20 protein-coding genes and 1 tRNA gene are annotated in these 21,571 nt (G+C 58.6%); 9 read left to right on the top strand and 12 right to left on the bottom strand.

Annotated features, from left to right (window positions below; all coding sequences use genetic code 11):
• Window positions 1–3: 3 nt before the first annotated feature.
• Genes tssE through tssB form a run of 3 tightly spaced genes read right to left on the bottom strand, consistent with a single transcriptional unit; the run spans window position 4 to window position 2,434 of the window.
• Window positions 4–420 carry a type VI secretion system baseplate subunit TssE gene (gene tssE, locus HU724_RS16120; RefSeq protein ID WP_186569731.1) on the bottom strand — a complete coding sequence of 139 codons (417 nt, stop codon included), beginning with the start codon at window positions 418–420 and terminating at the stop codon, window positions 4–6.
• Complete coding sequence (gene tssC, locus HU724_RS16115; protein ID WP_186569732.1) at window positions 421–1,899, bottom strand: type VI secretion system contractile sheath large subunit; 1,479 nt, start codon at window positions 1,897–1,899, stop codon at window positions 421–423. It lies immediately after the preceding gene.
• Between the two features lie 31 nt (window positions 1,900–1,930).
• Window positions 1,931–2,434: a type VI secretion system contractile sheath small subunit gene (tssB, locus tag HU724_RS16110; protein WP_186569733.1), complete on the bottom strand. Its 504-nt coding sequence runs from the start codon at window positions 2,432–2,434 to the stop codon at window positions 1,931–1,933.
• A 336-nt stretch (window positions 2,435–2,770) separates the two neighbouring features.
• Between tssB and vasI the strand changes: the two genes are divergently transcribed.
• The 6 genes from vasI to HU724_RS16080 all read left to right on the top strand — a co-directional run bounded on the left by vasI (window position 2,771) and on the right by HU724_RS16080 (window position 12,493).
• Window positions 2,771–3,433 (top strand): type VI secretion system-associated protein VasI, encoded by a 663-nt coding sequence (vasI, locus tag HU724_RS16105; protein WP_225927623.1) that lies wholly within the window; start codon window positions 2,771–2,773, stop codon window positions 3,431–3,433.
• Complete coding sequence (tssA, locus tag HU724_RS16100; protein ID WP_186569734.1) at window positions 3,421–4,857, top strand: type VI secretion system protein TssA; 1,437 nt, start codon at window positions 3,421–3,423, stop codon at window positions 4,855–4,857. The genes vasI and tssA overlap by 13 nt, the downstream gene beginning before the upstream one ends.
• Before the next feature lie 9 nt (window positions 4,858–4,866).
• Window positions 4,867–8,478, top strand: coding sequence for a type VI secretion system membrane subunit TssM (tssM, locus tag HU724_RS16095; RefSeq protein WP_186569735.1), 3,612 nt, complete (start codon window positions 4,867–4,869; stop codon window positions 8,476–8,478).
• 411 nt (window positions 8,479–8,889) lie between these two features.
• On the top strand, window positions 8,890–9,921 hold the full coding sequence (locus HU724_RS16090; protein WP_225927622.1) for a hypothetical protein: 1,032 nt from the start codon (window positions 8,890–8,892) through the stop codon (window positions 9,919–9,921).
• 95 nt (window positions 9,922–10,016) lie between these two features.
• Window positions 10,017–11,042 (top strand): GlxA family transcriptional regulator, encoded by a 1,026-nt coding sequence (locus tag HU724_RS16085; RefSeq protein WP_071172615.1) that lies wholly within the window; start codon window positions 10,017–10,019, stop codon window positions 11,040–11,042.
• 267 nt (window positions 11,043–11,309) lie between these two features.
• Window positions 11,310–12,493, top strand: a protein-coding gene (locus tag HU724_RS16080) for an IS3 family transposase (RefSeq protein ID WP_217847173.1) whose coding sequence is annotated in 2 segments (ribosomal slippage) — window positions 11,310–11,574 and window positions 11,574–12,493 — 1,185 coding nt in all. Because the reading frame shifts where the segments join, the coding sequence is not laid out codon by codon here.
• Window positions 12,494–12,521: 28 nt separating this feature from the next.
• Here HU724_RS16080 and HU724_RS16075 read toward each other — a convergent pair.
• Entirely contained in the window at window positions 12,522–13,556 is a 1,035-nt protein-coding gene (locus HU724_RS16075) for an alpha/beta fold hydrolase (RefSeq protein WP_186569130.1), read from the bottom strand.
• A 307-nt stretch (window positions 13,557–13,863) separates the two neighbouring features.
• Between HU724_RS16075 and HU724_RS16070 the strand changes: the two genes are divergently transcribed.
• A tRNA-Gln gene (locus HU724_RS16070) sits at window positions 13,864–13,938 on the top strand.
• A gap of 113 nt (window positions 13,939–14,051) precedes the next feature.
• Here the strand turns inward: HU724_RS16070 and HU724_RS16065 are convergent.
• The 3 genes from HU724_RS16065 to HU724_RS16055 form a co-directional block, all read right to left on the bottom strand.
• Window positions 14,052–16,040, bottom strand: a complete 1,989-nt coding sequence (locus HU724_RS16065; protein WP_186569129.1) for a peptidase U32 family protein — start codon at window positions 16,038–16,040, stop codon at window positions 14,052–14,054.
• Window positions 16,041–16,292: 252 nt separating this feature from the next.
• Window positions 16,293–16,673, bottom strand: coding sequence for a RidA family protein (locus tag HU724_RS16060; protein ID WP_024013136.1), 381 nt, complete (start codon window positions 16,671–16,673; stop codon window positions 16,293–16,295).
• 72 nt (window positions 16,674–16,745) lie between these two features.
• Window positions 16,746–17,357, bottom strand: coding sequence for a glutathione S-transferase N-terminal domain-containing protein (locus HU724_RS16055; protein WP_186569128.1), 612 nt, complete (start codon window positions 17,355–17,357; stop codon window positions 16,746–16,748).
• A 108-nt stretch (window positions 17,358–17,465) separates the two neighbouring features.
• Here HU724_RS16055 and HU724_RS16050 point away from each other — a divergent pair, with 108 nt between their 5' ends.
• Window positions 17,466–18,359 (top strand): transcriptional regulator GcvA, encoded by an 894-nt coding sequence (locus HU724_RS16050; protein ID WP_186569127.1) that lies wholly within the window; start codon window positions 17,466–17,468, stop codon window positions 18,357–18,359.
• Window positions 18,360–18,482: 123 nt separating this feature from the next.
• A complete protein-coding gene (locus HU724_RS16045) occupies window positions 18,483–18,896 on the top strand; it encodes a cupin domain-containing protein (RefSeq protein ID WP_186569126.1) in 414 nt (137 codons plus the stop codon).
• A 12-nt stretch (window positions 18,897–18,908) separates the two neighbouring features.
• Here the strand turns inward: HU724_RS16045 and HU724_RS16040 are convergent, their stop codons facing one another.
• The 5 genes from HU724_RS16040 to HU724_RS16020 form a co-directional block, all read right to left on the bottom strand.
• Window positions 18,909–19,160, bottom strand: coding sequence for a hypothetical protein (locus HU724_RS16040; RefSeq protein ID WP_122602898.1), 252 nt, complete (start codon window positions 19,158–19,160; stop codon window positions 18,909–18,911).
• Window positions 19,157–19,414, bottom strand: coding sequence for a DUF6555 family protein (locus HU724_RS16035; RefSeq protein ID WP_016774941.1), 258 nt, complete (start codon window positions 19,412–19,414; stop codon window positions 19,157–19,159). Before HU724_RS16035 ends, HU724_RS16040 begins: the two co-directional genes overlap by 4 nt.
• Window positions 19,415–19,622: 208 nt before the next feature.
• A complete protein-coding gene (locus HU724_RS16030) occupies window positions 19,623–20,174 on the bottom strand; it encodes an ATP-dependent Clp protease proteolytic subunit (RefSeq protein ID WP_073476696.1) in 552 nt (183 codons plus the stop codon).
• A gap of 97 nt (window positions 20,175–20,271) precedes the next feature.
• Window positions 20,272–20,619, bottom strand: coding sequence for a con-10 family general stress protein (locus HU724_RS16025; RefSeq protein ID WP_029241506.1), 348 nt, complete (start codon window positions 20,617–20,619; stop codon window positions 20,272–20,274).
• Window positions 20,620–21,084: 465 nt separating this feature from the next.
• Complete coding sequence (locus HU724_RS16020; RefSeq protein WP_016774938.1) at window positions 21,085–21,261, bottom strand: con-10 family general stress protein; 177 nt, start codon at window positions 21,259–21,261, stop codon at window positions 21,085–21,087.
• Window positions 21,262–21,571: the final 310 nt, after the last annotated feature.

The following is a 21,571-nucleotide window of genomic DNA, read 5'->3' as shown; positions in this document are numbered from 1 at the left end:
TCCTCATCTCACGCGGGTGTAGCCGTCGCGGCCGTGCATGGCCACCTCGATCTGCACCTGTTCTTCCTTGTGGTTGACCTGCACCTGGCAATCCAGGCGAAAGTTCAGCTCCAGCGGCAGGTCCGGGTCGTGCTGAAAGCGCACGCCCGTGACCTTGATGCGCGGTTCAAACGCTTCCACCGAACGCCGGATATCGGCGCTGATAGTCAGCACCAGATCACTGCTGGCCTGAGTGACTCCGTTGAAATCGCGCAGACCCAGTTCAGGGCTGCTTTGCGAGCAGCCCTGGCGTGAGTTGAGCACCTGTTCCAGGTGGCGTTTGATTGCATCGACACGCTGGCGCGCCTGATCATCCGCGCTGTCCGCGCGGTAGCGTGGTGCGTCGGGTTCCAGGCGCTCGAACAGACTCCAGGCGCCCACTTACTGGGTGTCCAGCCGGCCCACCAGTGAGATCTCGAAGTTGGCGCCCATGTACTTGAAGTGCGGGCGCACGGCCAACGACACCTGGTACCAGCCCGGATCGCCCGCCACGTCCTGGACGACGATTTGCGCGGCGCGCAAGGGTCGACGGCTGCGTACATCCGACGATGGGTTTTCCTGATCGGCGATGTACTGCTTGAGCCAGGTGTTCAACTCGCGTTCCAGGTCCTGGCGTTCCTTCCAACTGCCGATCTGCTCGCGTTGCAGTACCTTGATGTAATGGGCCAGGCGATTGACGATAAACAGGTACGGCAACTGGGTGCCGAGCTTGTAGTTGGTCTGGGCTTGCTGGCCTTCGCGGGTCTTGGGGAAATTCTTCGGTTTCTGTATCGAGTTGGCGGAGAAGAACGCTGCGTTGTCGCTGTCTTTGCGCATGGTCAGGGGAATGAAACCGGCTTCGGCCAGCTCGAATTCCTTGCGATCGGAAATCAGCACTTCGGTAGGGATCTTGGCCTGTAACTGGCCCAGGGATTCGTACAGGTGCACCGGCAGATCATCCACCGCGCCGCCGGATTGCGGGCCGATGATGTTCGGGCACCAGCGGTAGCGTGCGAAGCTGTCGGTGATGCGCGACGCCATCAGAAACGCGGTGTTGCCCCACAGGTAATTGTCGTGGTTGCCGTCGACGTTTTCGTCGTAGGCGAAGCTGCGGATCCGGTTTTCCAGGCCGTCGTAGGGCGAGCGCAGCAGGAAGCGCGGCAGCGTCGCGGCGATGTATTTGGAGTCTTCCATCTCGCGCAGGCCGCGCCATTTGGTATGGCCGGGCCCTTCAAAAATATCGCTGACTTCCTTGATCGACGGCAGATCCTGATAGCTCTTGAGATTGAAGAATTCAGGACCGGCGGCCATTACGAAAGGGGCATGGGCCATGGCGCCAACGGAGGCGACGTAGCTCAGCAGCTTCATGTCCGGGGACGACGGGCCGAAAGTGTAGTTGCCAATCATCGCCGCAATCGGCTCGCCACCGAACTGCCCGTAGCCAGAGGTGTAGGCGTGCTTGTACAGGCCGCTACGGGTGATATCGCCGGCATTGTCGAAGTCGTCCGACAGCTCTTCTTTGGTGACATGCAGCATCTCCAGCTTGATGTTTTCGCGAAAATCCGTGCGGTCCACCAGCAACTTCAGACCACGCCATGCCGACTCCAGTTGCTGGAACTGCGGCTGATGCAGGATCACATCCATCTGCTGGCTCAGGGCGCGGTCGATTTCGGCAATCATGTGGTCGACCCGGTGCTTGTTGACCGGCTGCTGGTGATCACCGCTTTGCAGGATCTCGCTGATAAACGCGGCCACGCCCTGGCGAGCCACGACGTAGCCTTCCTGAGAGGGGAGCATGGTGGTGTTGGCCAGCAATTGATCAAGCAACGACAGCGGTTCGTCAGCCACCAACACTTGGGCGGCGGCGCTTTCCTTGGACATGGGGACTACTCCGTTGAGAAGGGCGTTCAGATCAATGGTCTGGCGCGTCGAGCACCAGATTCAGCTCGCTGGCCAAGCGTTGGCGGGAGGTTTCATCGGTCAGCAGACTCTGCAGGTGTTTGCGAAAAGCCGGGACGTTGCCCATCGGGCCCTTGAGTGCAACCAGGGCTTCGCGTAATTCCAGTAACTTGCTCAGTTCAGGCACTTGGCGCGCGACGGCGTCGGGGCCGAAGTCATTGATGCTTTTGAATTGAAGTTGCACATGCAGATCACTGTCATGGTTGTTGCTCAGCACGCACGGGACGGCCATGTCCAGTGCAACTTCGGCTTTACTCAGGACGTCATTGAAAGTGTCTTTGTCTATTCGAACGGATTGTCGATCTTCAAGGGCGGTTAGTTCGCTGTGTCCTTTGAAATCGCCTGTGATCAATAACTTCAGAGGCAACTCGACTTCAGCCTGTTGATCGCCTGTGGCCGGGACGTACTTGATATTGACGCGTTCTTTTGGCGCGACAGATCCGTGAGTTTTAGACATGGGAATAATCCTTTTCGTAAAGTCGGCGTATTAGAAACAGCTGTTGCGGGATTTGTCATGTAGGACGATGTGGACGCGATTCGTGGCTTTAAGATGTAGGAAAAGTACCAGATAGTATTTTTGTAAATTTTCCTACAAGTCCCATGGGATAAATCTGAGCGATCCGTCTTTTAATACAGGTCCGAGTAATAAGTTGCTCGTCTTTCGCTTGCCTATTATTTGCACTCGGGTGAGGCTCGTTAAGTTAATTCAGTGAACTTTCAGGCGGGCTGCGTTAGTTCGAAAGTTGGAACAGTGCCCGCTGCGGATTTCGGTTGGGTCTATCAGGAGGCATTGATGCACAGCGGATGGCGAGGATGGAAATGGGGGTTTTGCCTGACGGTTATGGCCGTCGTGGAAGCGCAGGCAGCGGCTCAGGATTGTCCTGCCATTGTTTCGCCCTTGAAGCGCCTGGAATGTTTTGACCTGGCTGCCGGCACGCCGATTCATCGTCCGCCTGCGCCGCCACGCGACGTGGGCCGTGTACTGCCTATTGTCGATCTGGTCCAGCGCAATGAAGCCAGACGTCCCCCTGAAGATCAGCGTTTCAGGTTGTCGTCGTTTCCGGAGGCAGACAACGATCAGCACCAACGCATGGTTATCTCAGCCCCAGCCCTGGGTGCATTACCACCCCGACCTTACCTGGCCATCAGCTGCGAATCGAAAATATCCCGACTCCAATTGGTGCTGGATGAGCCGGCCAGGCCCAACAAGATTCGCATCCAACTGTTCAAGGACGAGCGTCCAGTCTCCGAGGCGTACCAGTGGCAGGTGCTGGACGACGCCGGCCTGGTGGTCGACGCCGGACGCGGCCTGCAGGCTATCTCGCTGTTGCGCAATATGGGCGGTGGCCAGCGCCTGCGGCTGGAAAGCGACTATCCCCGGCTGCACGGTCTGGTATTCGACGCAGAAGGGCTGGGTGAATTGATCGAACAGGAGCGCCAGGTATGTCGCTGGTAATCGACGTGCCGGCGGATGTCGTCACGCTGTTGCTGACACCCATTGAGCCCGAGCAACCTGCCGGGCATTTCGATGTGGAGGATGAAACCTACCAGGCTATCGACCAGGAAATGGTCAAGCTCGGCGGCTTGCGCGAGAGTGATATCGACTGGACATATATCGACGAAGCCTCCCGACAGTATCTGGCGACCCAATGCAAGCACTGGCGCATCGTTGCCCACCTGCAAGTGGTGTGGCTGCGGACGCGGCAATGGGCGCGATGGGCCGACGCCCTGGGCTTGTTGGCCGGCATGGTCGAGTTGTATTGGGACAGTGCCCACCCCAAGCCCGGTCCCACCGGCTACCTTAACAAACGCAAGCAAGTGCAGCGTCTGTTGGGCGAGCTGGGGCAGGTGTTGCCGACCCTGGAGCGCAGCAGTTTTGAACCCGCCTGCCAAGCCGCAGCCGAACTGGCCCTGGCCAATCTGCAACGCTGTGTCGAAAGCGCCAGGTTCGACCCGGCCCCGTTGGACGCGTTGCAACGCCAGTTGGACAAATACAGCGAGCCGGTCGTTGCCACTGAGCCCACCCGTGCGGCCACCTCTGGCGGTGCGCTGGAGTCAGCCTTTTTCACCAGCCCCAAACCGCAAGCACCGAACAACGAGCGCGAACAACGCCGCGCCGTGTTGGCCATGGCCGAACAGATCAACCAGCAGGACCCCTACGACCCCACTGGCTACCAACTGCGACGCTTCGGCCTGTGGTCGCATCTGCGCACCGCGCCCCCCGTCACCCGCGACCGTCGCACTGAATTGACCGCGGTGCCCAAGGACATCGTCGATGGCTATCAGGACGCGCTGAACCATAACGCCCTGGACCCGAACCTGTTGCTGCGCATCGAAAAAAGCGTCTGCGCCTCGCCGTACTGGCTGCGTGGCAGTTATCTGGCCGCCGAGGTCGCCTCGCGGCTGGCTATGGAAGAAGTGGCGGCCGCCATTCGCCAGACCTGCGAGCGTTTTATCTGCCGTTTGCCGGCCTTGCTCGAGTTGTGCTTTAGCGACGGCACGCCGTTCGTGGATGCGCAGACTCAGGCCTGGATCAGTGCTGCCGACCAAGCGCAAACCAACGGTAGCCCGGTGCAGGAGTACGCCGGTTTACGCGACGAACTGGCCGCGCAACTCAACACTGAGGGCGTCGAGCGGGTGCTGCTGCGCCTGCAAGAACTGCACGCCGCCCACGCCGCTCCGCGTCAGCGCAGCTACGCCACCGTGATCGCCGCCGAGCTGTTGGCCTCGCGTGGCCTCTCGTGGCTGGCGGATGACCTGTACGCCAGCGTTGCGCGGCTGATGCGCGAGACCACGGCGCAGGGTTGGGAGCCGGAGTTGTACCGGAAAGTGGCGCAACTCATCGACGACAGTCATTTGATCAAAGCGGTTAAGGAGTAGGAGCGATTTATGGGGATGGTCTGGAGTTACCTCAAACGCTGGGGTCTGCCGGTGCTGCGTCAGTTCAGCCAGGCGGTGCCGGTATTGGTGCTGCTGGGTGTGGTGTTTTTGTTGGTCGCCATCTGGTGGCTGGGCCCGCAGTGGACCTGGCGTGAGCATCAGCCGCTGAGTGAACTGGCGATGCGCGTTTCGGCCAGTGTCGTGGTGCTGGTGGTGCCGTTGCTGGTCTGGGCGTGGCGGGTGCGTAGTCGTTTACAGCGCTTGCAGGTTGAGCGCCAGCATGAGGCTGCGCTGCAGGCTGACCCTTGCCTTCCTTATATCGAGGCGCAAGAGCGAGCACTGGACCGTAGCCTGGGCAATTTGCTGAACAATATGGAGCGCCGCCGTTCGCTCTATCAGTTGCCGTGGTATCTGGTGCTGGGCGAGGAAAATGCCGGCAAGACCAGCCTGATCACGCGTTCCAATCAGAGCTTCGCTTTGTCCCATGTGACCAAGGCGGGGGTCAGGATCGATCAGGAAGAACAACTGGCCTATTCGGTGGATTGGTGGATTGGCGACGAAGCAGTTTTGATCGACCCTCCGGGCGAGTTCCTCAGTCACCCCGATTCACCGGCTGAAAACAGCGAGCAGCGCGGCAAGGTCAAACCGGTACGGCCCGCTGGCACTCACCCGCGTCTTTGGTCGCACCTGCTCGGCTGGCTGACGCGCAACCGCAGCCGTCGAGCGTTGAATGGTGTGGTGCTGGTGATCGATGTGCAGGTGTTGTTGGCGCAGCGCCCGGAACAACGCAAGGCTCACGCCAACTTGCTGCGCACCCGATTGTTTGAGCTGACGCGGCAGCTGGGTACGCGCTTGCCGGTATACGTGACGCTGAGCAAGTTCGACCTGCTGGAGGGGTTCGAAGAGTTCTTCGCCCGCTTGTCGCGCAGTGGGCGTGAAGACCTCTTGGGTTTCACTTTCAGTCTGGACGCCGTGGATGATTTTGATGCTTGGCTAGCCGAGCTGACCCGCCAATATCAAACCTTTGTCGCCTGCCTGAGCGAACAGATTTTCGATGGTATGGGTGAATCGCGCACCTTGATCGAACGTGATCGTCTGCTGGCGTTGGCGCAGCAGATGGCCGGGCTGCGCCCGGCTCTGTTCGGCTTCCTCAGTGAAATGCTTGGCAGTGATCGCTTCACTACGCCGGCGCTGGTGCGCGGGCTGTATTTCTCTTCGGTATTGCAGCAGGGAACCCTGAGTAATGCCTTCGTCAAAGAGGCAGGGCAAGCCTACCGGCTGCCACCACCGCCACCCGAGGTCAAACCTGTCGGTGGTACAGCGGTGTACTTTGCCCAGCAACTGTTCCAGCGTGTGATCTACCCCGAAGCAGGTCTGGCGGGTGACAACATCACGGTGGCCCGTAGCAAACGTCGGCTGCTGATCGCCGGGTTCAGTGTCGCGTCACTGGGATGTCTGGTGATCATCGGGACCTGGCAGTTGTACTTCAACGTCAACCGTGACAAGGCGGCCGGCGTCTTGGCCAAGAGTCAGGAATTCAGTGGTCGGGACATCGACGCCAAGGTGGATACCACCGGCCGTAACCTGCTGGTGCCGTTGGACCAGATTCGGGATGCGGTGCTCGTGTACGGCGACTACCGCGAGGCCTGGCCGTTGCTGTCGGATATGGGGTTGTACCAGGGGCGGGCGATTGGCCCTACCGTGGATGAGGCGTACCTGAATCTGCTGTCCAAACGCTTCCTCCCGGCGATTGCCAGTGGTGTATTGGATGCAATCGACACTGCGCCCGCCGGAAGCACTCAGCAACTGACGGCCCTGCGCGTGTACCGCATGCTAGAAGAGCGACAAAGCCGTCGCCCGGCCATCGTCGAAGAATGGGTCGCCAAGCAATGGCAGCGTGCTTATCCGGGCCAGGGCCAGTTGCAGGCCGACTTGATGGGGCACCTGAGCTACGCGCTGAAATACGCTGATGCCGACCTGCCGCACTACCGCGAACGCATTACCCAGGTGCAACAGCAACTGCGCCAGTTGCCCATGGCCGAACGGGTCTATATGAGCCTGAAACAGGATGCCCTGGAGCGTTTGCATCGACCGCTGGACCTGCGCAACGAGGTCGGCCCGGCGTTCGACATCGTCTACCGCCCGCTCAACTCTGATCAGGAGAGCAGCGGCCTGCAGTTACCGCCGCTGCTCACCGCCAAGGGCTTCAGGAGCTACTTCGAGCCCGGCACCGCGGACATTATCGAACTGGCCATGATCGACCAGTGGGTACTCGGCGAGCGCCAACGCCTGGACTACTCCGACGAAGACCGTAAAGTGCTGACCCAACGCATCCGCGCCCTCTACAGTGCCGACTACATCGACAGTTGGCGACGGGCGCTGAATCAGTTCGCGGTCACCGACTTCGATGACCTCAGTCACGGCGTGGCGGTGCTGGAACAAGTCACCGGCCCGGCCGCGCCATTGCGGCGTTTGCTGGAAACCTTGCGCGACAACAGCGTGATCTATCCATCGGTACCCTTGAACGAAGGACAGGCGCCGCTTGCGCTGGACAAGGTCTCGGACGGCCAACAACAGGCCGCTGGCATTCGGCGCGCGTTCTCCAGTCTCTCGGAGCTGATCACCGCACGAGGCGAGCAGCCATCCTATTACGAAGAAGCCCTGCGCTCGGTCAGTGCCGTCTACGACTACGCCAAAGCCGTGCATGACAATCCGGATCCCGGCAAGGCGGCGCTGAAAACCGTACTCAACCGCTTTTCCCTGGACGGTGCTGACCCGATTGCCAATTTGCAACGCGTCGCGGTGGGCCTGCCCGAGCCGCTGAACCAGCACGTAAAAAAACTCGCTGATCAGACTGCACAGGTACTGGTGATTGCCGCCCTGCGCGAATTGGAAAAACGTTGGGACAGTGAGATTTACAGCTTTTACCGCGAGCGCCTGGCGAACCGTTACCCTTTCAAGGCCAGCGGCGAGGATGCGTCGCTGGAGGACTTCGAAGCCTTCTTCGGCCCTCAAGGGCGGCTGCAGCAATTCCATGATCAGTACCTGAACGTGTTCCTCAAGGACAACCTCGACGCCCTGTATTCCGACAGCCTCGGCGGCTATCTGGTGCGCAGCGACGTGCTTGAACAACTGAAAAAAGCCGAGCGCATCCGCGATACCTTCTTCAACCATCGCGGCCACCTGGCCGTACAACTGACCATCGAACCCCTGGCCCTGAGCGCCACCCGCCTGAGCAGCATGCTCAGCGTCGACGGCCAGTTGATCCCCTACCAGCACGGCGCGCCGCAACGCACCGGACTGGTCTGGCCCAACAGCCTTGGCAACAACAATGGCAGCCAACTGACCCTGATACACAGCACCGGCAACACCGCCAGCCTGAGCTACCGCGGGCCGTGGTCGTTGTTTCGGCTGCTCAGTCGCGGGCACCTCAATGGCCGAACCGACACCAGCGTCGACCTGACCTTTGCCGTTGCCGATGGGTTGATGCGTTATCGGATTGGCGCGCAGAAGGCCAACAACCCGATTACTCAGCGCAGTTTTGAAGGGTTTGCGTTGCCCAGGACCTTGTTGGAAGAGCGCCACGCGCCTCGAACTGGCGACAGTGTTGCGCAACGCTGAGGCACGTAGTCGATCCGCAAAATCGGCGGATGGCGAGATCAATTCTCCAGGAATGCAACAGGACGCTTGGCATGACAATCAGCTACAACTACTGACCGAAGACCCTATAGAAATCGAGTTGATCCAGCGCTACTGGGCAATGGATGAGTCAGGACAGTTCCGTGAAAAAGTGAGTGCGTTAGGTGAGGTTGTGCAGATGCCTCAGGGCGTCACTCTGGCTGCCTTCATACGTCAACGTTGCAATGCGTTCGATGAAAACCAGATATGCCCTCAATGTGAGGAACTGGTTGAAGTTCGCAACCGCTCGCAGGCCTGCAAAGTGCACTGCGCTCGACCACGCTCTGCACTCGCTGCCGGAAAGAGCGGGATGCGCTGGCACTGGAGGCTGAAAAAACCAAAGCGGCGGAACTCGTGTCGGTTCTCGCAGAATATCGCCGCACGCAGGCCTGCCATGTGGTGGATTATTCCGCGATTACGGACGCGCAGGTGCTCTTGCTGTCAGCGCTGGACAAAGCGGTCACGCCCAGGTTGACCAATGCGGGGTTTACGCTCGCTGATTGTCGAGGGCTGGCACCTCGGTACTTCGATGAATTCGTGGAGACCTTGAAGAGCGCGGGCTTGCTTCTGGAGGACCCGTCGAAAGCAAAACCTGGAACGTATTACTGGAAAGGTGATGAGGTTTGGCAGATCAGCGCGCAGGTGGCTTACCTGTTGATGCCCGGCTCTGCGGGGGTAAACGCAAACGAGGTGATCCGCTCTTTGTCAGCGCGGGTCTATACGGACCGCGACGGTATTTTCAACCTGTGGCTTGATTACGCCGTTGCCGATGTCATGTGCTACCTGGGTGACCAATGCAAGTGGTATGGCCATGAACTCGGCGAGCAAGAGTGGGACGAGATAAAGAGCACGCTGCGTGCAGCCTTGCACACCTACAGTGTTTCCCAGCTCTGGTTCGTTGCGTGGAAGGTTGTCAAAGACGCCGCCAGTCTGGCCAGCCACCAATACTACAATCGCGTGAAAGCAGCAGCGACGATTCCGGGAAAGATCAGACGTTACCTGGAAAGGGTCAAACGAGAGTCTATCGAACTCAGGTACTGGAGCCGACCGGAGCAGCAACCGGGAGGGACATTGGGCATGTTGTTTGACGAGGTATTCGACATTGACGAAGACACCAGCGGCGTCGCTGCGACCTTGCGCATTGCCCGTGCCACCGGTCAGGAACATGCAGATGAAATTGACGCCCAATTGTGCGCGCCGATACGGGATTTGATGATCGATGCGTTGGCGCTGGATGCCGGCACTTCAGTGATGCTCCGGTTCGCCGAGTTGATCCGTGCCGGTTATGACGTTGGTTGTGCGGTAGAGGAAATCGGCGATTCTCTGCAACGTGAGCATGCGGACGATCATTCCGCGCAATCTTCGAGTGCTGGTCAACAGTCGTAAATGCGCGTGCCGTACCCTGCGTAACCAGTCATCAACCCCGAGCGAGATTGACTCTTGCGCAGAACCGGCCAACTATCGCCGCATAACAACGACCGATGGACCCGACCTTGATTGAACGACGTCAATTCAGCGGTGGCATGAAGGGCAAGAACCTTCGCTATCTGAATGAACAGAACCCCGATAACACCGGCGTAACCCGCACCGGTTTCCTCTTGCTTGAACACTTTTCACTCCCGGCCTTCACCCAGGCGCTGGACACGGTAGTCACCACCAACCTGTTGCGCCCGGGACTGTTCTCGTCGCGCACTTTCGGCCTGGGCGATGGCGAGGTGATCAGCGATCTGGGCCTGGTCATCCGCCCCGATGCGCGCCTGGATTCTGCTGCGCTTAACGAGCTGGATCTGCTGGTGGTGTGCGGCGGTTATCGCACCGAGCTGCGCGCCAGCGATGAATTCATCGGCTTGCTCAAGTCCGCAGCGGAGCGGGGCGTGAGCCTGGCGGGATTGTGGAACGGTTCGTGGTTTCTCGGCCGCGCCGGTTTGCTCGACGGCTATCGCTGCTCGATCCACCCGGAACATCGCCCGGCACTGACCGAAATCGCCAAGAGCACCCATGTCAGCAGCGAACCCTACGTCATTGATCGCGACCGACTCACCGCATCGAGCCCATCCGGGGCATTCCACATGGCGCTGGACTGGATCAAGGGCCTGCACGGCAAGGCGTTGGTCGAAGGTATCGAAGACATCCTCGCCTTCGAAGAGTCGCGCTACCGGCGCATCAAACCGGATGAAAACATCTGCGTCAGCGCGCCGCTGCGTGAAGTGATCAAGCTGATGGACGCCAACCTCGAAGAACCGTTGGAGCTGGAACAACTGGCGGTCTACGCCGGCCGCTCACGGCGCCAGCTCGAGCGCTTGTTCAAGGAACAACTGGGCACCACGCCGCAGCGCTATTACCTGGAACTGCGCATCACCGAAGCACGGCGCCTGCTGCAACACACCGAGCTGTCGCAGGTGGAAGTGCTGGTGGCGTGTGGTTTCGTTTCACCGAGCCATTTCAGCAAGTGCTATAGCTCGTACTTCGGTTATCGGCCTTCGAAGGAGAAGCGGCTGGTCAAATAAAACCAGCCGGTGCAGCCCGCAAAAACCCTCACCCCAGCCCTCTCCCAGAGGGAGAGGGAGCCGACCGAGGTGTCTTGCGCTGTACATCGACCTGAAAGATGGATGTCGATTATGGATTCACTACAGCGCTTTCAGGTTGGCGTGACTCTTAGGCATCCCCCAATCAGTTCCCTCTCCCTTCGGGAGAGGGCTAGGGTGAGGGGTGCAGTGGTCTAATTTCCCCGGACACCCCGATAGGTGGAAAATACATCTATCGAGGAGTTATTCATGACCAAAAAACGCAGGGCATTCGACGACAGCTTCAAGCTGCAAGTCGTGAAGATGGTCAAGGATCAGGGGCTAACCGTTTCGCAGGTTTGCCAGGATCTGAACATTGGTGAGACAGCCGTTCGACGCTGGCTTCAGCAATACGAGGCAGAGCAATTGGGGCAGGCCGGAATCGGTAAACCATTAACGGCGGAGCAACAGCGCATCCGGCAATTGGAGCAGGAAAATCGGCAGCTCAAAGTGGATAACGACATCCTAAAAAAGGCTACCGCCTTCTTTGCCCGCGAGCTGAAGTAAGGTATCGACTGGTTCGGCAGCTGCAAGAGAAGGCTTACTCAGTGGCACATGTCTGTCGACTACTGAGCATTAGCCGTTCGGGCTTCTATGAGTCTCAGAAGCGGGTTGATGCGCCCGTTCGGCAGAGTTGCCCTGTCGTTGTGCAGCTCAAGGCTTCTTTTGCCGAGAGTGGTGGCTGCTACGGCAGCCGCCCATTGCGCGACGCTTTGCGTGGCAAAGGCTTGTCTGTTGGGCTGTATAAAATCCGCCGTCTGATGCGTGCCAACGGCCTACGCTCGGCATGGAAGCGCAAGTTTGTACACACGACCGATAGCAATCATGACCTGCCGATTGCTGGGAATGTGCTGAACCGAAAATTTGATCCAGCGGCACCAAACAAGGCATGGGTGGCTGACATCACCTACATCCGCACCCGCAGTGGCTGGCTGTACCTGGCCGTGGTATTGGACTTGTTTTCACGCAAGATCGTGGGCTGGTCGATGGCTCCCAACATGCCGGCAGAGCTGGTGTGCACCGCAATGCAGCTGGCCATCGCGCAACGTCAACCACCGCCAGGACTGATTGCCCACTCGGATCGTGGCAGCCAATACGCGAGCGCAACTTACAGAGAGTTATTGGCAAGAAACGACATGCAGCAGAGCATGAGCCGTAAAGGTAATTGCTGGGACAATGCCGTGATGGAGCGCTTCTTCCTGAGTTTGAAAATGGAACGGGTATGGCGACGTGACTACGCGAACCATGCTGAAGCGATCCGCGACATCACCGAGTACATCGTTGGGTTTTACAACAACGAACGGCTGCACTCGAAACTGGGCTATCTGCCAACGACCGTCTATGAGCGGGCGATGGCGTCAAAACCACCTATCGAGGTGTCCGGAATTAGTTGACCACTGCAGGGCCTTTGGGGCGGGTCTGTCAGAGGCGATCCGCATCAACCACGGCCTGTGCAAACGCCTTCGGATCCTCCTGCGGCAAATTATGCCCAACCCCACCCTCTATCAACCGAAACTCATACTTCCCGGTAAACCGCTTCGCATAATCCTCAGGCTTGGGATGCGGCGCGCCATTGGCATCGCCCTCCAACGTAATGGTCGGCACACTGATCGAAGGCGCAGTAGCAAGTTTCTCTTCCAGCGCCGCATATTTCGCCTCGCCCTGCACCAGGCCCAGCCGCCAGCGGTAGTTGAACACGGTGATCTCGACGTGATCTGGGTTCTGCAACGCCTTGGCACTGCGGTCGAAAGTGGCGTCGTCGAATTTCCACTGCGGCGAGGCCAGTTGCCAGATCAGTTTGGCGAAGTCGTGGGTGTTCTTTTCATAGCCGGCGCGGCCGCGTTCGGTGGCGAAGTAGAACTGGTACCACCACTGCAATTCGGCTTTTGGCGGCAGTGGATTCTGCCCGGCGGCCTGATTGCCGATCAGATAGCCGCTGACCGCCACCAGCGCCTTGACGCGCTCTGGCCACAGCGCTGCGACGATGCCCGCTGAACGCGCGCCCCAGTCGTAGCCGCCAAGCACCGCTTGCTTGATCTTCAGCGCATCCATGAAGTCGATGATGTCGCTGGCCAATGCCGCCGGCTGGCCGTTGCGCAGAGTGGCTTTGGACAGGAATTGCGTGTCGCCATAACCCCGTGCATACGGCATCAGCACGCGGTAACCCTTGGCCGCCAGCAGTGGTGCGACTTCGTCATAGCTGTGAATGTCGTAGGGCCAGCCGTGCAGCAGAATCACCACCGGGCCATCGGCAGGACCGGTTTCGGCGTAAGCCACATCGAGCAAGCCTGCCTTGATGTGCTTCAGCGGGCCGAAAGGAGAGGGCGCGGAATAGCTGACGGCGGCCGGTTCAGTGGTTTGCGCCTGAGCGCTGCCGACGGCGCCGAGCAGTGACAGCGCCAAGACTGACAAACCAAGTGCGGCCTTGATTTTAGAGGTATGCAGAGCCTGTTTCATGCTGACGTCTCCTTTGCGAGCCTGTGGCCAAGGGGCTGGATGAACCCTTGAAACCCTGGGTGCATTGAAGCGTAGCGAGGTATCCGTTGTGTGTCCCCGGACGGCAGTTTTGCAAGGGCGTGTATGGCGGCGGGGTGCGTATACAGTGTGATACACAGAGGCGAAACCCATTGTTTTCGCGCGAAAATAATAAGTGGCTGTTTTAAAACAAAAAATATTTCATCTCGGGCTTCCCAAACGAAATGAATGTTGTTAAATTGCGCCCCGTTCTCACAGCGATCCTAACGGAGCCGCTGACCAGAGCTACAGGGGCGTCGCCAAGCGGTAAGGCAGCAGGTTTTGATCCTGCCATGCGTTGGTTCGAATCCAGCCGCCCCTGCCATCTACGAAAAAACGCCAACTTCGCAAGAAGTTGGCGTTTTTTTATGCCTGCGATTTGCTCAGGCAGAGCGGCGCAGGCGTGCGCGGTACCGAAGCACCGCACACGCCGGTCACTCAGTGCGGTGCGCGCGGGATGGTTTTCATCAGGTCTTCAGGGCTGATGTGGCCGACCACGCTGCCCGGCTGCGGCAGGTTGAGGATGTGGCCCTTCATCTTGCCGATGATGTGCATCTCGCACGGCTTGCAATCGAACTTCAGCGTCAGCACTTCATCGCCATGGATCAACTGCATTGGCGCGACCTTGGTGCGAACGCCGGTCACGCCCTTGGCCTGTTTCGGGCACAGGTTGAAGGAGAAACGCAGGCAGTGCTTGGTGATCATCACCGGCACTTCGCCCGGCTCTTCGTGGGCTTCGTACGCTGCGTCGATCAGCTTGACGCCGTGACGGTGGTAGAAGTCGCGGGCCTTCTGGTTGTAAACGTTGGCGAGGAAGGTCAGGTGCGAATCCGGGTACACCGGTGGCGGCGTGGTTTCGGCCTTGCGGCTGCCACGCGGATGCGCGGCGACACGTGCCGCAGTCAGCGCTTCGATGACTTCGCGGCGCAGCGACTTGAGCTGCGAGTTGGGAATGAAGAACGCTTGCGGCGCATCCAGCTTGATGTCAGTGGCGTGATACTGCGTGGTGCCGAGCTGGCCGAGCAGGTCGCGCAATTGCTCCAGCGCTTGCTCAGGCTTGTTGGCGACACCAAACGGCCCGTTGAGGGTGACGCTGGCGCTGATGCCTTCCTCGCTGGTCGCGGTCACTTCCAGCTGTTCTTCGCGCAGACGAGCGATCCAGCTCAGGGCCACGCGACGTTCCGAAGAGGTCTTCTGCAGCGCCTGCTGCCAGTTGTGATCGAGGTTGCGATTCAGCGGGTGGTTCGGACGCAGCTTGAACAGGCCTTCAGGCATTTCGTTCGGCTCGACGCGGTAGCGGTAGCGCTTCTCGCCGTCTTCTTCGAACTCGCCTTTGGCCTCGGCGATGTTGGCGCGGAAACCGACCACTTCGCGTTTGACCAGTACGTTCAGACCGTCACCGTTGGACAGCGGCTCATGGGTGACGACCTGCATGTCACGCTTGCCGACTTTTTCCACCGTGCCGACCGGCAGGCCGGTGAAGGTTGGCGAATCGAAGGCGCCGATGTCGATCTTGCGATCGGTGACGAAATAATCGGTGCTGCCACGGTGGAAGGTCTTTTCCGGATCGGGCAGGAAAAAATGCACAGTACGGCCGCTGGAAGCGCGGGCCAGGTCCGGGCGGTCTTCAAGCACGTCGTCGAGGCGCTGGCGGTAATAGGCAGTGATGTTTTTCACATAGCCCATGTCCTTGTAGCGACCTTCGATCTTGAACGAGCGCACGCCGGCCTCGACCAGTGCGCGGATGTTGGCGCTCTGGTTGTTGTCTTTCATCGACAGCAGGTGTTTTTCGTAGGCGATCACGCCACCCTTTTCATCCTTGAGGGTGTACGGCAAGCGGCAAGCCTGGGAGCAGTCGCCACGGTTGGCGCTGCGGCCGGTTTGCGCATGAGAGATGTTGCACTGGCCGGAGAAGGCCACGCACAGCGCACCGTGGATGAAGAACTCGATGGCGGCATCGGTTTCATCGGCGATGGCACGGATTTCTTTCAGGTTCAGCTCACGGGCCAACACCAACTGCGAGAAACCGGCCTGATCGAGGAACTTCGCTCGCTCGAGGGTGCGGATGTCGGTCTGGGTCGAGGCGTGCAGCTCGATCGGCGGAATGTCCAGCTCCATCACGCCCAAGTCCTGGACGATCAGCGCATCGACGCCGGCGTCGTACAACTGATGGATCAGCTTGCGCGCCGGCTCCAGCTCGTTGTCGTGCAGGATGGTATTGATGGTGGTGAAGATGCGCGCGTGGTAACGGCGGGCGAACTCGACCAGCTCAGCGATTTCGCTGACTTCGTTGCACGCGTTGTGGCGCGCGCCGAAGCTCGGGCCGCCGATGTACACGGCGTCGGCGCCATGCAGGATGGCCTCGCGGGCGATGGCGACATCGCGGGCAGGGCTGAGCAATTCCAGGTGATGCTTGGGCAAGGACATAGTTTTTTTAGTCAGGCGGTCACGGTCAAGGCGCGCATTCTACCCGTGAAACGCTTGGCGGGCACGCTTGTGCTGCCCGATGGCGATTGGCAAAGATCGACAAGCTATTGTGTTGAATGTGCCGGCCTCTTCGCGAGCAGGCTCGCTCCCACAGGGTTAGCTCCGGGCCGGAATACATCCACTGTGGGAGCGAGCCTGCTCGCGAAAGCGGTGTGTCATCCGAAAATCATTGAGTGACATCCGCAAATTCGATCAGCCTTTCGCGGCCATCGCGGTCACTTCCACACGCATCCCTTCAACTGCCAGCGAGGCCACGCCTACCGCCGCCCGCACCGGCCAAGGCTTGGCGAAGTAGCGTTTGTACACTTCATTGAAAGCCCCGCGATCGCCCATGTCGGTGAGGTAAATGGTCAGGTGCAGCACCCGGTCCATCGAACTGCCGGCACGTTCCAGTGCGACTTTCAGCGCTTGCAGGGTGCACTCGCTCTGCTCGGTGATGCCGCCGAGTTCCAGGCTGCCATCGGCGCGGGTTGGAATCTGCGTGGAAACCATGATGCCGCCGAAGGTGGCAACGTCGGAGGAAATCGAATCGGTGTCGGGATCCGGCGTGAAGATGATGTCTTGATTGGCCATGGGCATCTCTTGTTTGAGTGAATGAAGATTGCGGCAGTTTACAGATTCCCTAAGGCCATGGCCCGCGCGCGTTCAGACTGGCAAAGTCGCTGCTTCCGCCGCGATGGCAGCAAGCACACTGGGCCGCGCGCCGATGCGTTGCATAGAGGTGGCCAGAGCTGGCCATTCGGCAATATCGATATCAAATGTCGGCAACCAGGTCAGCACCGTGAACAGATAGGGGTCGGCAATGCCGAAGGTGTCCATCAGATAGTTCTTACGATCCAATTGAAGATTCAGGTAATCCAGCCGTTCGAATAATCTCTGCCGAAAAAACGCTTTGACTGACTGCGGAATTTCCGCGCTGAACAATGGCGCGCTGGCGGCATGAATCTCAGAGCTGATGAAGTTCAGGTGTTCCTGCAAACGTGCGCGCTGCCACGTACCGGCGGCAGGTGCCAAGTCGCTCCCGGGGACTTGATCGGCGAGAAACTGCAGGATCGCCGGGCCTTCAGTGAGCACTTCGCCGTTATCCAGTTGCAGCGCGGCCACGTAGCCTTTCGGATCGATCTCGCGGAAGTCACGGCCGTCAGCCGTGCGCTTGGTCTGGTTGTTGACGAGGATCATTTCGAACGGCAAGCCGAGTTCGCGCAGGACGATATGCGGGGCGAGCGAACAGGTCTTCGGTGCAAAGTAAAGTTTCATGGCATGTCCCTTGAAAGTGGAGGCGCCACGATCCACTGCGGCCAAAACTTTCGCAAAGGTCATTTGCAGTGCTAGCGTATGACAAATTCTCATGCGCTCCTTAGCCTTATGACTGCCAGACTTCCCTCCCTCAACGGCCTGCGCGCGTTCGAAGCGGCGGCTCGGCATATGAGCTTTACCACCGCTGCGACCGAGTTGAACGTCACGCAGACAGCAATCAGTCACCAGATCAGGCGCCTCGAAGCCGAGTTGGGCGTGGCATTGTTCCTGCGCCTCAAGGATGGCCTGGCGCTTAGCGAAGACGGGCAGGCCTACCTGCCGGGGGTGCGTTCTGCATTTCAAGCGTTGCGCCATTCGACGCAACAATTACTCGAGTCGCGCGGGTCCAGCGTATTGACCATCAGCACGCTGGTCTCGGTTGCGTCGAAATGGCTTTTGCCGCGCCTTCCGGCATTTCAGCAGGCGTTCCCGGACATCGATGTGCGCATCAGCGCCACTACCGATCTGGCGGATTTTCGCCGAGGAGGCATCGACGCGGCGATTCGCTACGGACGGGGCGACTGGAAAGGTCTGCGCGCGGACTTTCTCATGGCCGATGAGGTATTTCCCGTGTGCAGTCCAGCAGTGGCGACGACATTGCACACTCCGGAAAATCTGGCTAGTCACACGCTTGTACAAGTTAGCGGCCTCACCGCCAGCGACTGGCAGGCCTGGCTCAGCGCCGCCGGCCAGCCTGCGCAGTTGGCCGACGGCGCGAAGCTGACCTTCGATCTGGCGATGATGGCGGTGCAGGCGGCAATTGACGGGCATGGCGTGTGCATCGGTCGTTCGACCTACGTGAACGACGATCTGCGTGCGGGCCGGTTGGTCGCACCGTTCGACCTGCGCCTGCAGGATGATCTCGGTTTCTATTTGGTTACACCCCATGAAACCGCTGAATCGCCAAAGATCAGCGCTTTCAGAGAGTGGCTTGTGGCGGTGGCCAGCGACACGTTTGTATAAGCATGTATCAACCCCCAGCCGATACACACGGCAACACCAAACTGCGCCTTCGAGACACATCCGCCCTACATGCCGAGCCCAAAGTAGCCCTCACACCAACACTACGCTCAAGAGGGCATCACCATGTACCGTCCACTGTTTCTGGCTTCTGCCGTTGTCTTCGCCTCCCTGACAGGCTTTACCCATGCGGCGGATGCGCCGGCAACGAGCTGGCAGAAAGGTCTGAGCCGCACCGATCTGGTTCGTCAGGATCTCGGCGCTGACAATCGTGAGGTGATTCAGGCGCGTATCGATTTCGACGCTGGCGTCACCTCGCCTCGACATGCTCATCCCGGCGTCGAAGTCGCCTATGTCATCAGCGGCACGTTCGAGTATCAGCTCGAAGGGCGGGCGCCGGTGATACTCAAGGCCGGCGATTCGTTGTTCATTCCGGCGGGCGTCGCGCATGTGGCGAAGAACATTGGCAACGAGAAAGGCGTCGAACTGGCCACTTACGTCGTCCCGAAAGGCGAACTGCTGCTGATCCTCAAGCCATGAGGCGCCAGTCCGCTATTTCGAGCGCGGCTTGCTCATCGCGCGCTTGATGCGCATCCAGTCCTGATAGGCCGCCGTTCGTTTGGCGTCGGCCATAGCCTTGGCTTCGCTGAAACGGGCCCAGGCTTCAGGATTGTCCGTGTCGTTCTCGATGATCCTGTAAGCCGCTTCTTCGAGCAGATCGGCCTCGCGGAACATCGCGGCGTTCTCCGCCATCTCGTCATCCCATGAGCGGCCGAAACCGAATTTCAATGTGCGTTCTGTCATTTCACGTGATCCTCCTCCCAGACCAAAGGTACTGATTCTCGCCATTGCACCTCGGTCACGCCAAAGCGTTCCGCCATTGGTTTGGAAAAACGTTTCAACGGAGGTCGGCCGGGGCGGGGGATGGGCGCGATACCCGCGTCACAACTTGCCCATTGCCACGCTTCGGCATTGTTCATGGTTTTTGTGCGAATGACGAATGACCTGGGCTTCCCGTGAAGCAGGTAATCAATCACGTACAAATCCTCTCCGCTCATACATTTCCTCCGCCTGTTAAGAAGACGGATATCTGGCGAAATGAATAATTCAGAGAAATTGAAACGGGCGTGATGACCGGCTGATTGGGCGATTTGTAAATCTGTACGGCAGATCGATTCTGTACAACTTCGTCTGGAATTTTTGGCTGAATTGCCGGCTGATAAGCCAGGAACGCGCCCGCTACGACGCGTTATCAAGTGGGACGAGTCAGGAGTAGATACACGAGCAGACAAAGTCCGCGTGAACCTCGGTGTCTTCAATCGCCGTGATAAGGCCCGAATGCATGGCTTCTTCAGGGTTGATGATGCGCGGAGCTGCTGTCAGATATTTCTCTGTCTCCAACGCATTTTTTCCGTTGCTCGTACGCTCGGCGACGATCTGGGCGTAGAGGTGCAAGTCGTAATCCAGGCTCATGGCGTATTCCGACATGCGCGAGTGATCGACCGAACCTTGCAGGTGCCAATGAAATGGGTGAAACAGAAACTTGCTGTGGGTACAGGCGGTGCGGCGCTGGCCGGCCAGAAAGACAATGTTGCCCATCGACTCGACGGTTCCCAGATTATGGGTGTGTACCGGAATAGGCAGGGCCAACAGGAAGTTGTACATCGTGAAACCGTAACTGCATTCACCGCCCATGGTGGCGATGTTGACGATCAGTCTGGGTGCATCTTCCTTTACGGCGAGCGAGGCTTTATCGATCAATTGGCCGCAGGTCGAGGCGTTGATCGGGCCGGTGAAGTTGATGACATGAACAGGCATGGCGATTCCCTCGGCTGGTCAGGACTCCTAAGCAATAGCTGTAATTTCGCTTGAATGAAAGTGGGCAGGGGAGCCACGCTCCCCTGCACCCGACGCATCAACTGTTGCGCCCGCCACCATGGCTGTTTTGACCACCCTTGCGTCCGGCCTCAGAGGCTTTTTCCCGATCATTGGCGAAGTTGCCGCCGCTGTTCTGGCCCCCTTTGCTGCCTGCTTCTGCTGCGCGTTCCGGGTCGTTCTTGAAATTGCCTCCGCTGTTCTGACCGCCCTTGCTCCCGGCTTCAGCGGCACGTTCCGGATCGTTCTTGAAGTTACCGCCGCTGTTCTGGCCGCCCTTGCTACCGATTTCCTGATAAAACTCTTTGTCGTGCGAAGCTGAAGTGGCTTCCCCACCTTTTTTACCTGCTTCGTTTACCGACATGCCGCCTTGTTTATCTTGTGCCATTTCAAACTTCCTCATTTCTCTATATAGCAACTGGCGAATCAAGGATGCACAAACTGCGTGCCGTCGTCATTCGCAAAGTGCTGACTAGTTAGCTGATTGGTTTGCTCTATGGGTCTCGCTTGTCTTGTAACTACAAGTTTGACCGGTCTGCTAAGAAGAGCGCTCATAAGTGGGTTGTGTATTCGCAGTGCGGGAGTTCTCTGCATTAACAGTAAGTTCCCGGCGTTCATAACATTCCTGCTGAACGCTTTCCCTGTATCGTGGACTGATTTGCTGTCTTTCAACACAAGGGGACACAGGCGAAACATCCGACCTCGTCACTTGCGAACTGCGCGCTGCTTCGGGATACACTTCTGCTCCCTTGTTTCGTTGCACTTCGCCTCGTGCAGAAGCCGTTACCGTTCTCATGATTGCGCTCCATCAGCCGATTTCAAAGGGCAGCAGGGCTGCCCTTGTGCTGCTCACTCAGGACTTGCGACCGCCGCCGTGGCTGTTCTGCCCGCCTTTGCGGCCAGCCTCGGATGCTTTTTCACGATCATTGGCAAAGTTGCCGCCCGACGACTGACCGCCTTTCTTGCCGGCTTCAGATGCCTTTTCACGATCGTTTGCGAAGTTACCTGGATTTTTATTTCCTGTGGTCATGATAGCTCTCCGATATCAATTAACGTTTCGCTAGTTATGTCCGTTGTCGCACCGGACATCTACTCCGATTACGAGCCGGCGAAAAATGTTTTGAAAATTTTTCCTCAGGCCGATGAACGGTAACTTTGTGATGAAACTTATACAGCCTGCTGTTTTCTGCGCCGCTTCGTATAACTTTTCGAGTTGCTGGTTGATGTGCAAAAGAGGTTGGAGTTTGTTACCGCTTCGCTTCGGAATTCTGACCATTTGTCGGTGCGAAGTTGAACTGTAATCGGCTGAAACTAGAGTCTGTTAAGTGTATGTATATAAC

This window comes from Pseudomonas iranensis (genome assembly GCF_014268585.2).
GTDB lineage: Bacteria > Pseudomonadota > Gammaproteobacteria > Pseudomonadales > Pseudomonadaceae > Aquipseudomonas > Aquipseudomonas iranensis.
Note: the sequence above shows the minus strand (reverse complement) of the source record. Positions and strands in the feature narration are given on the sequence as shown.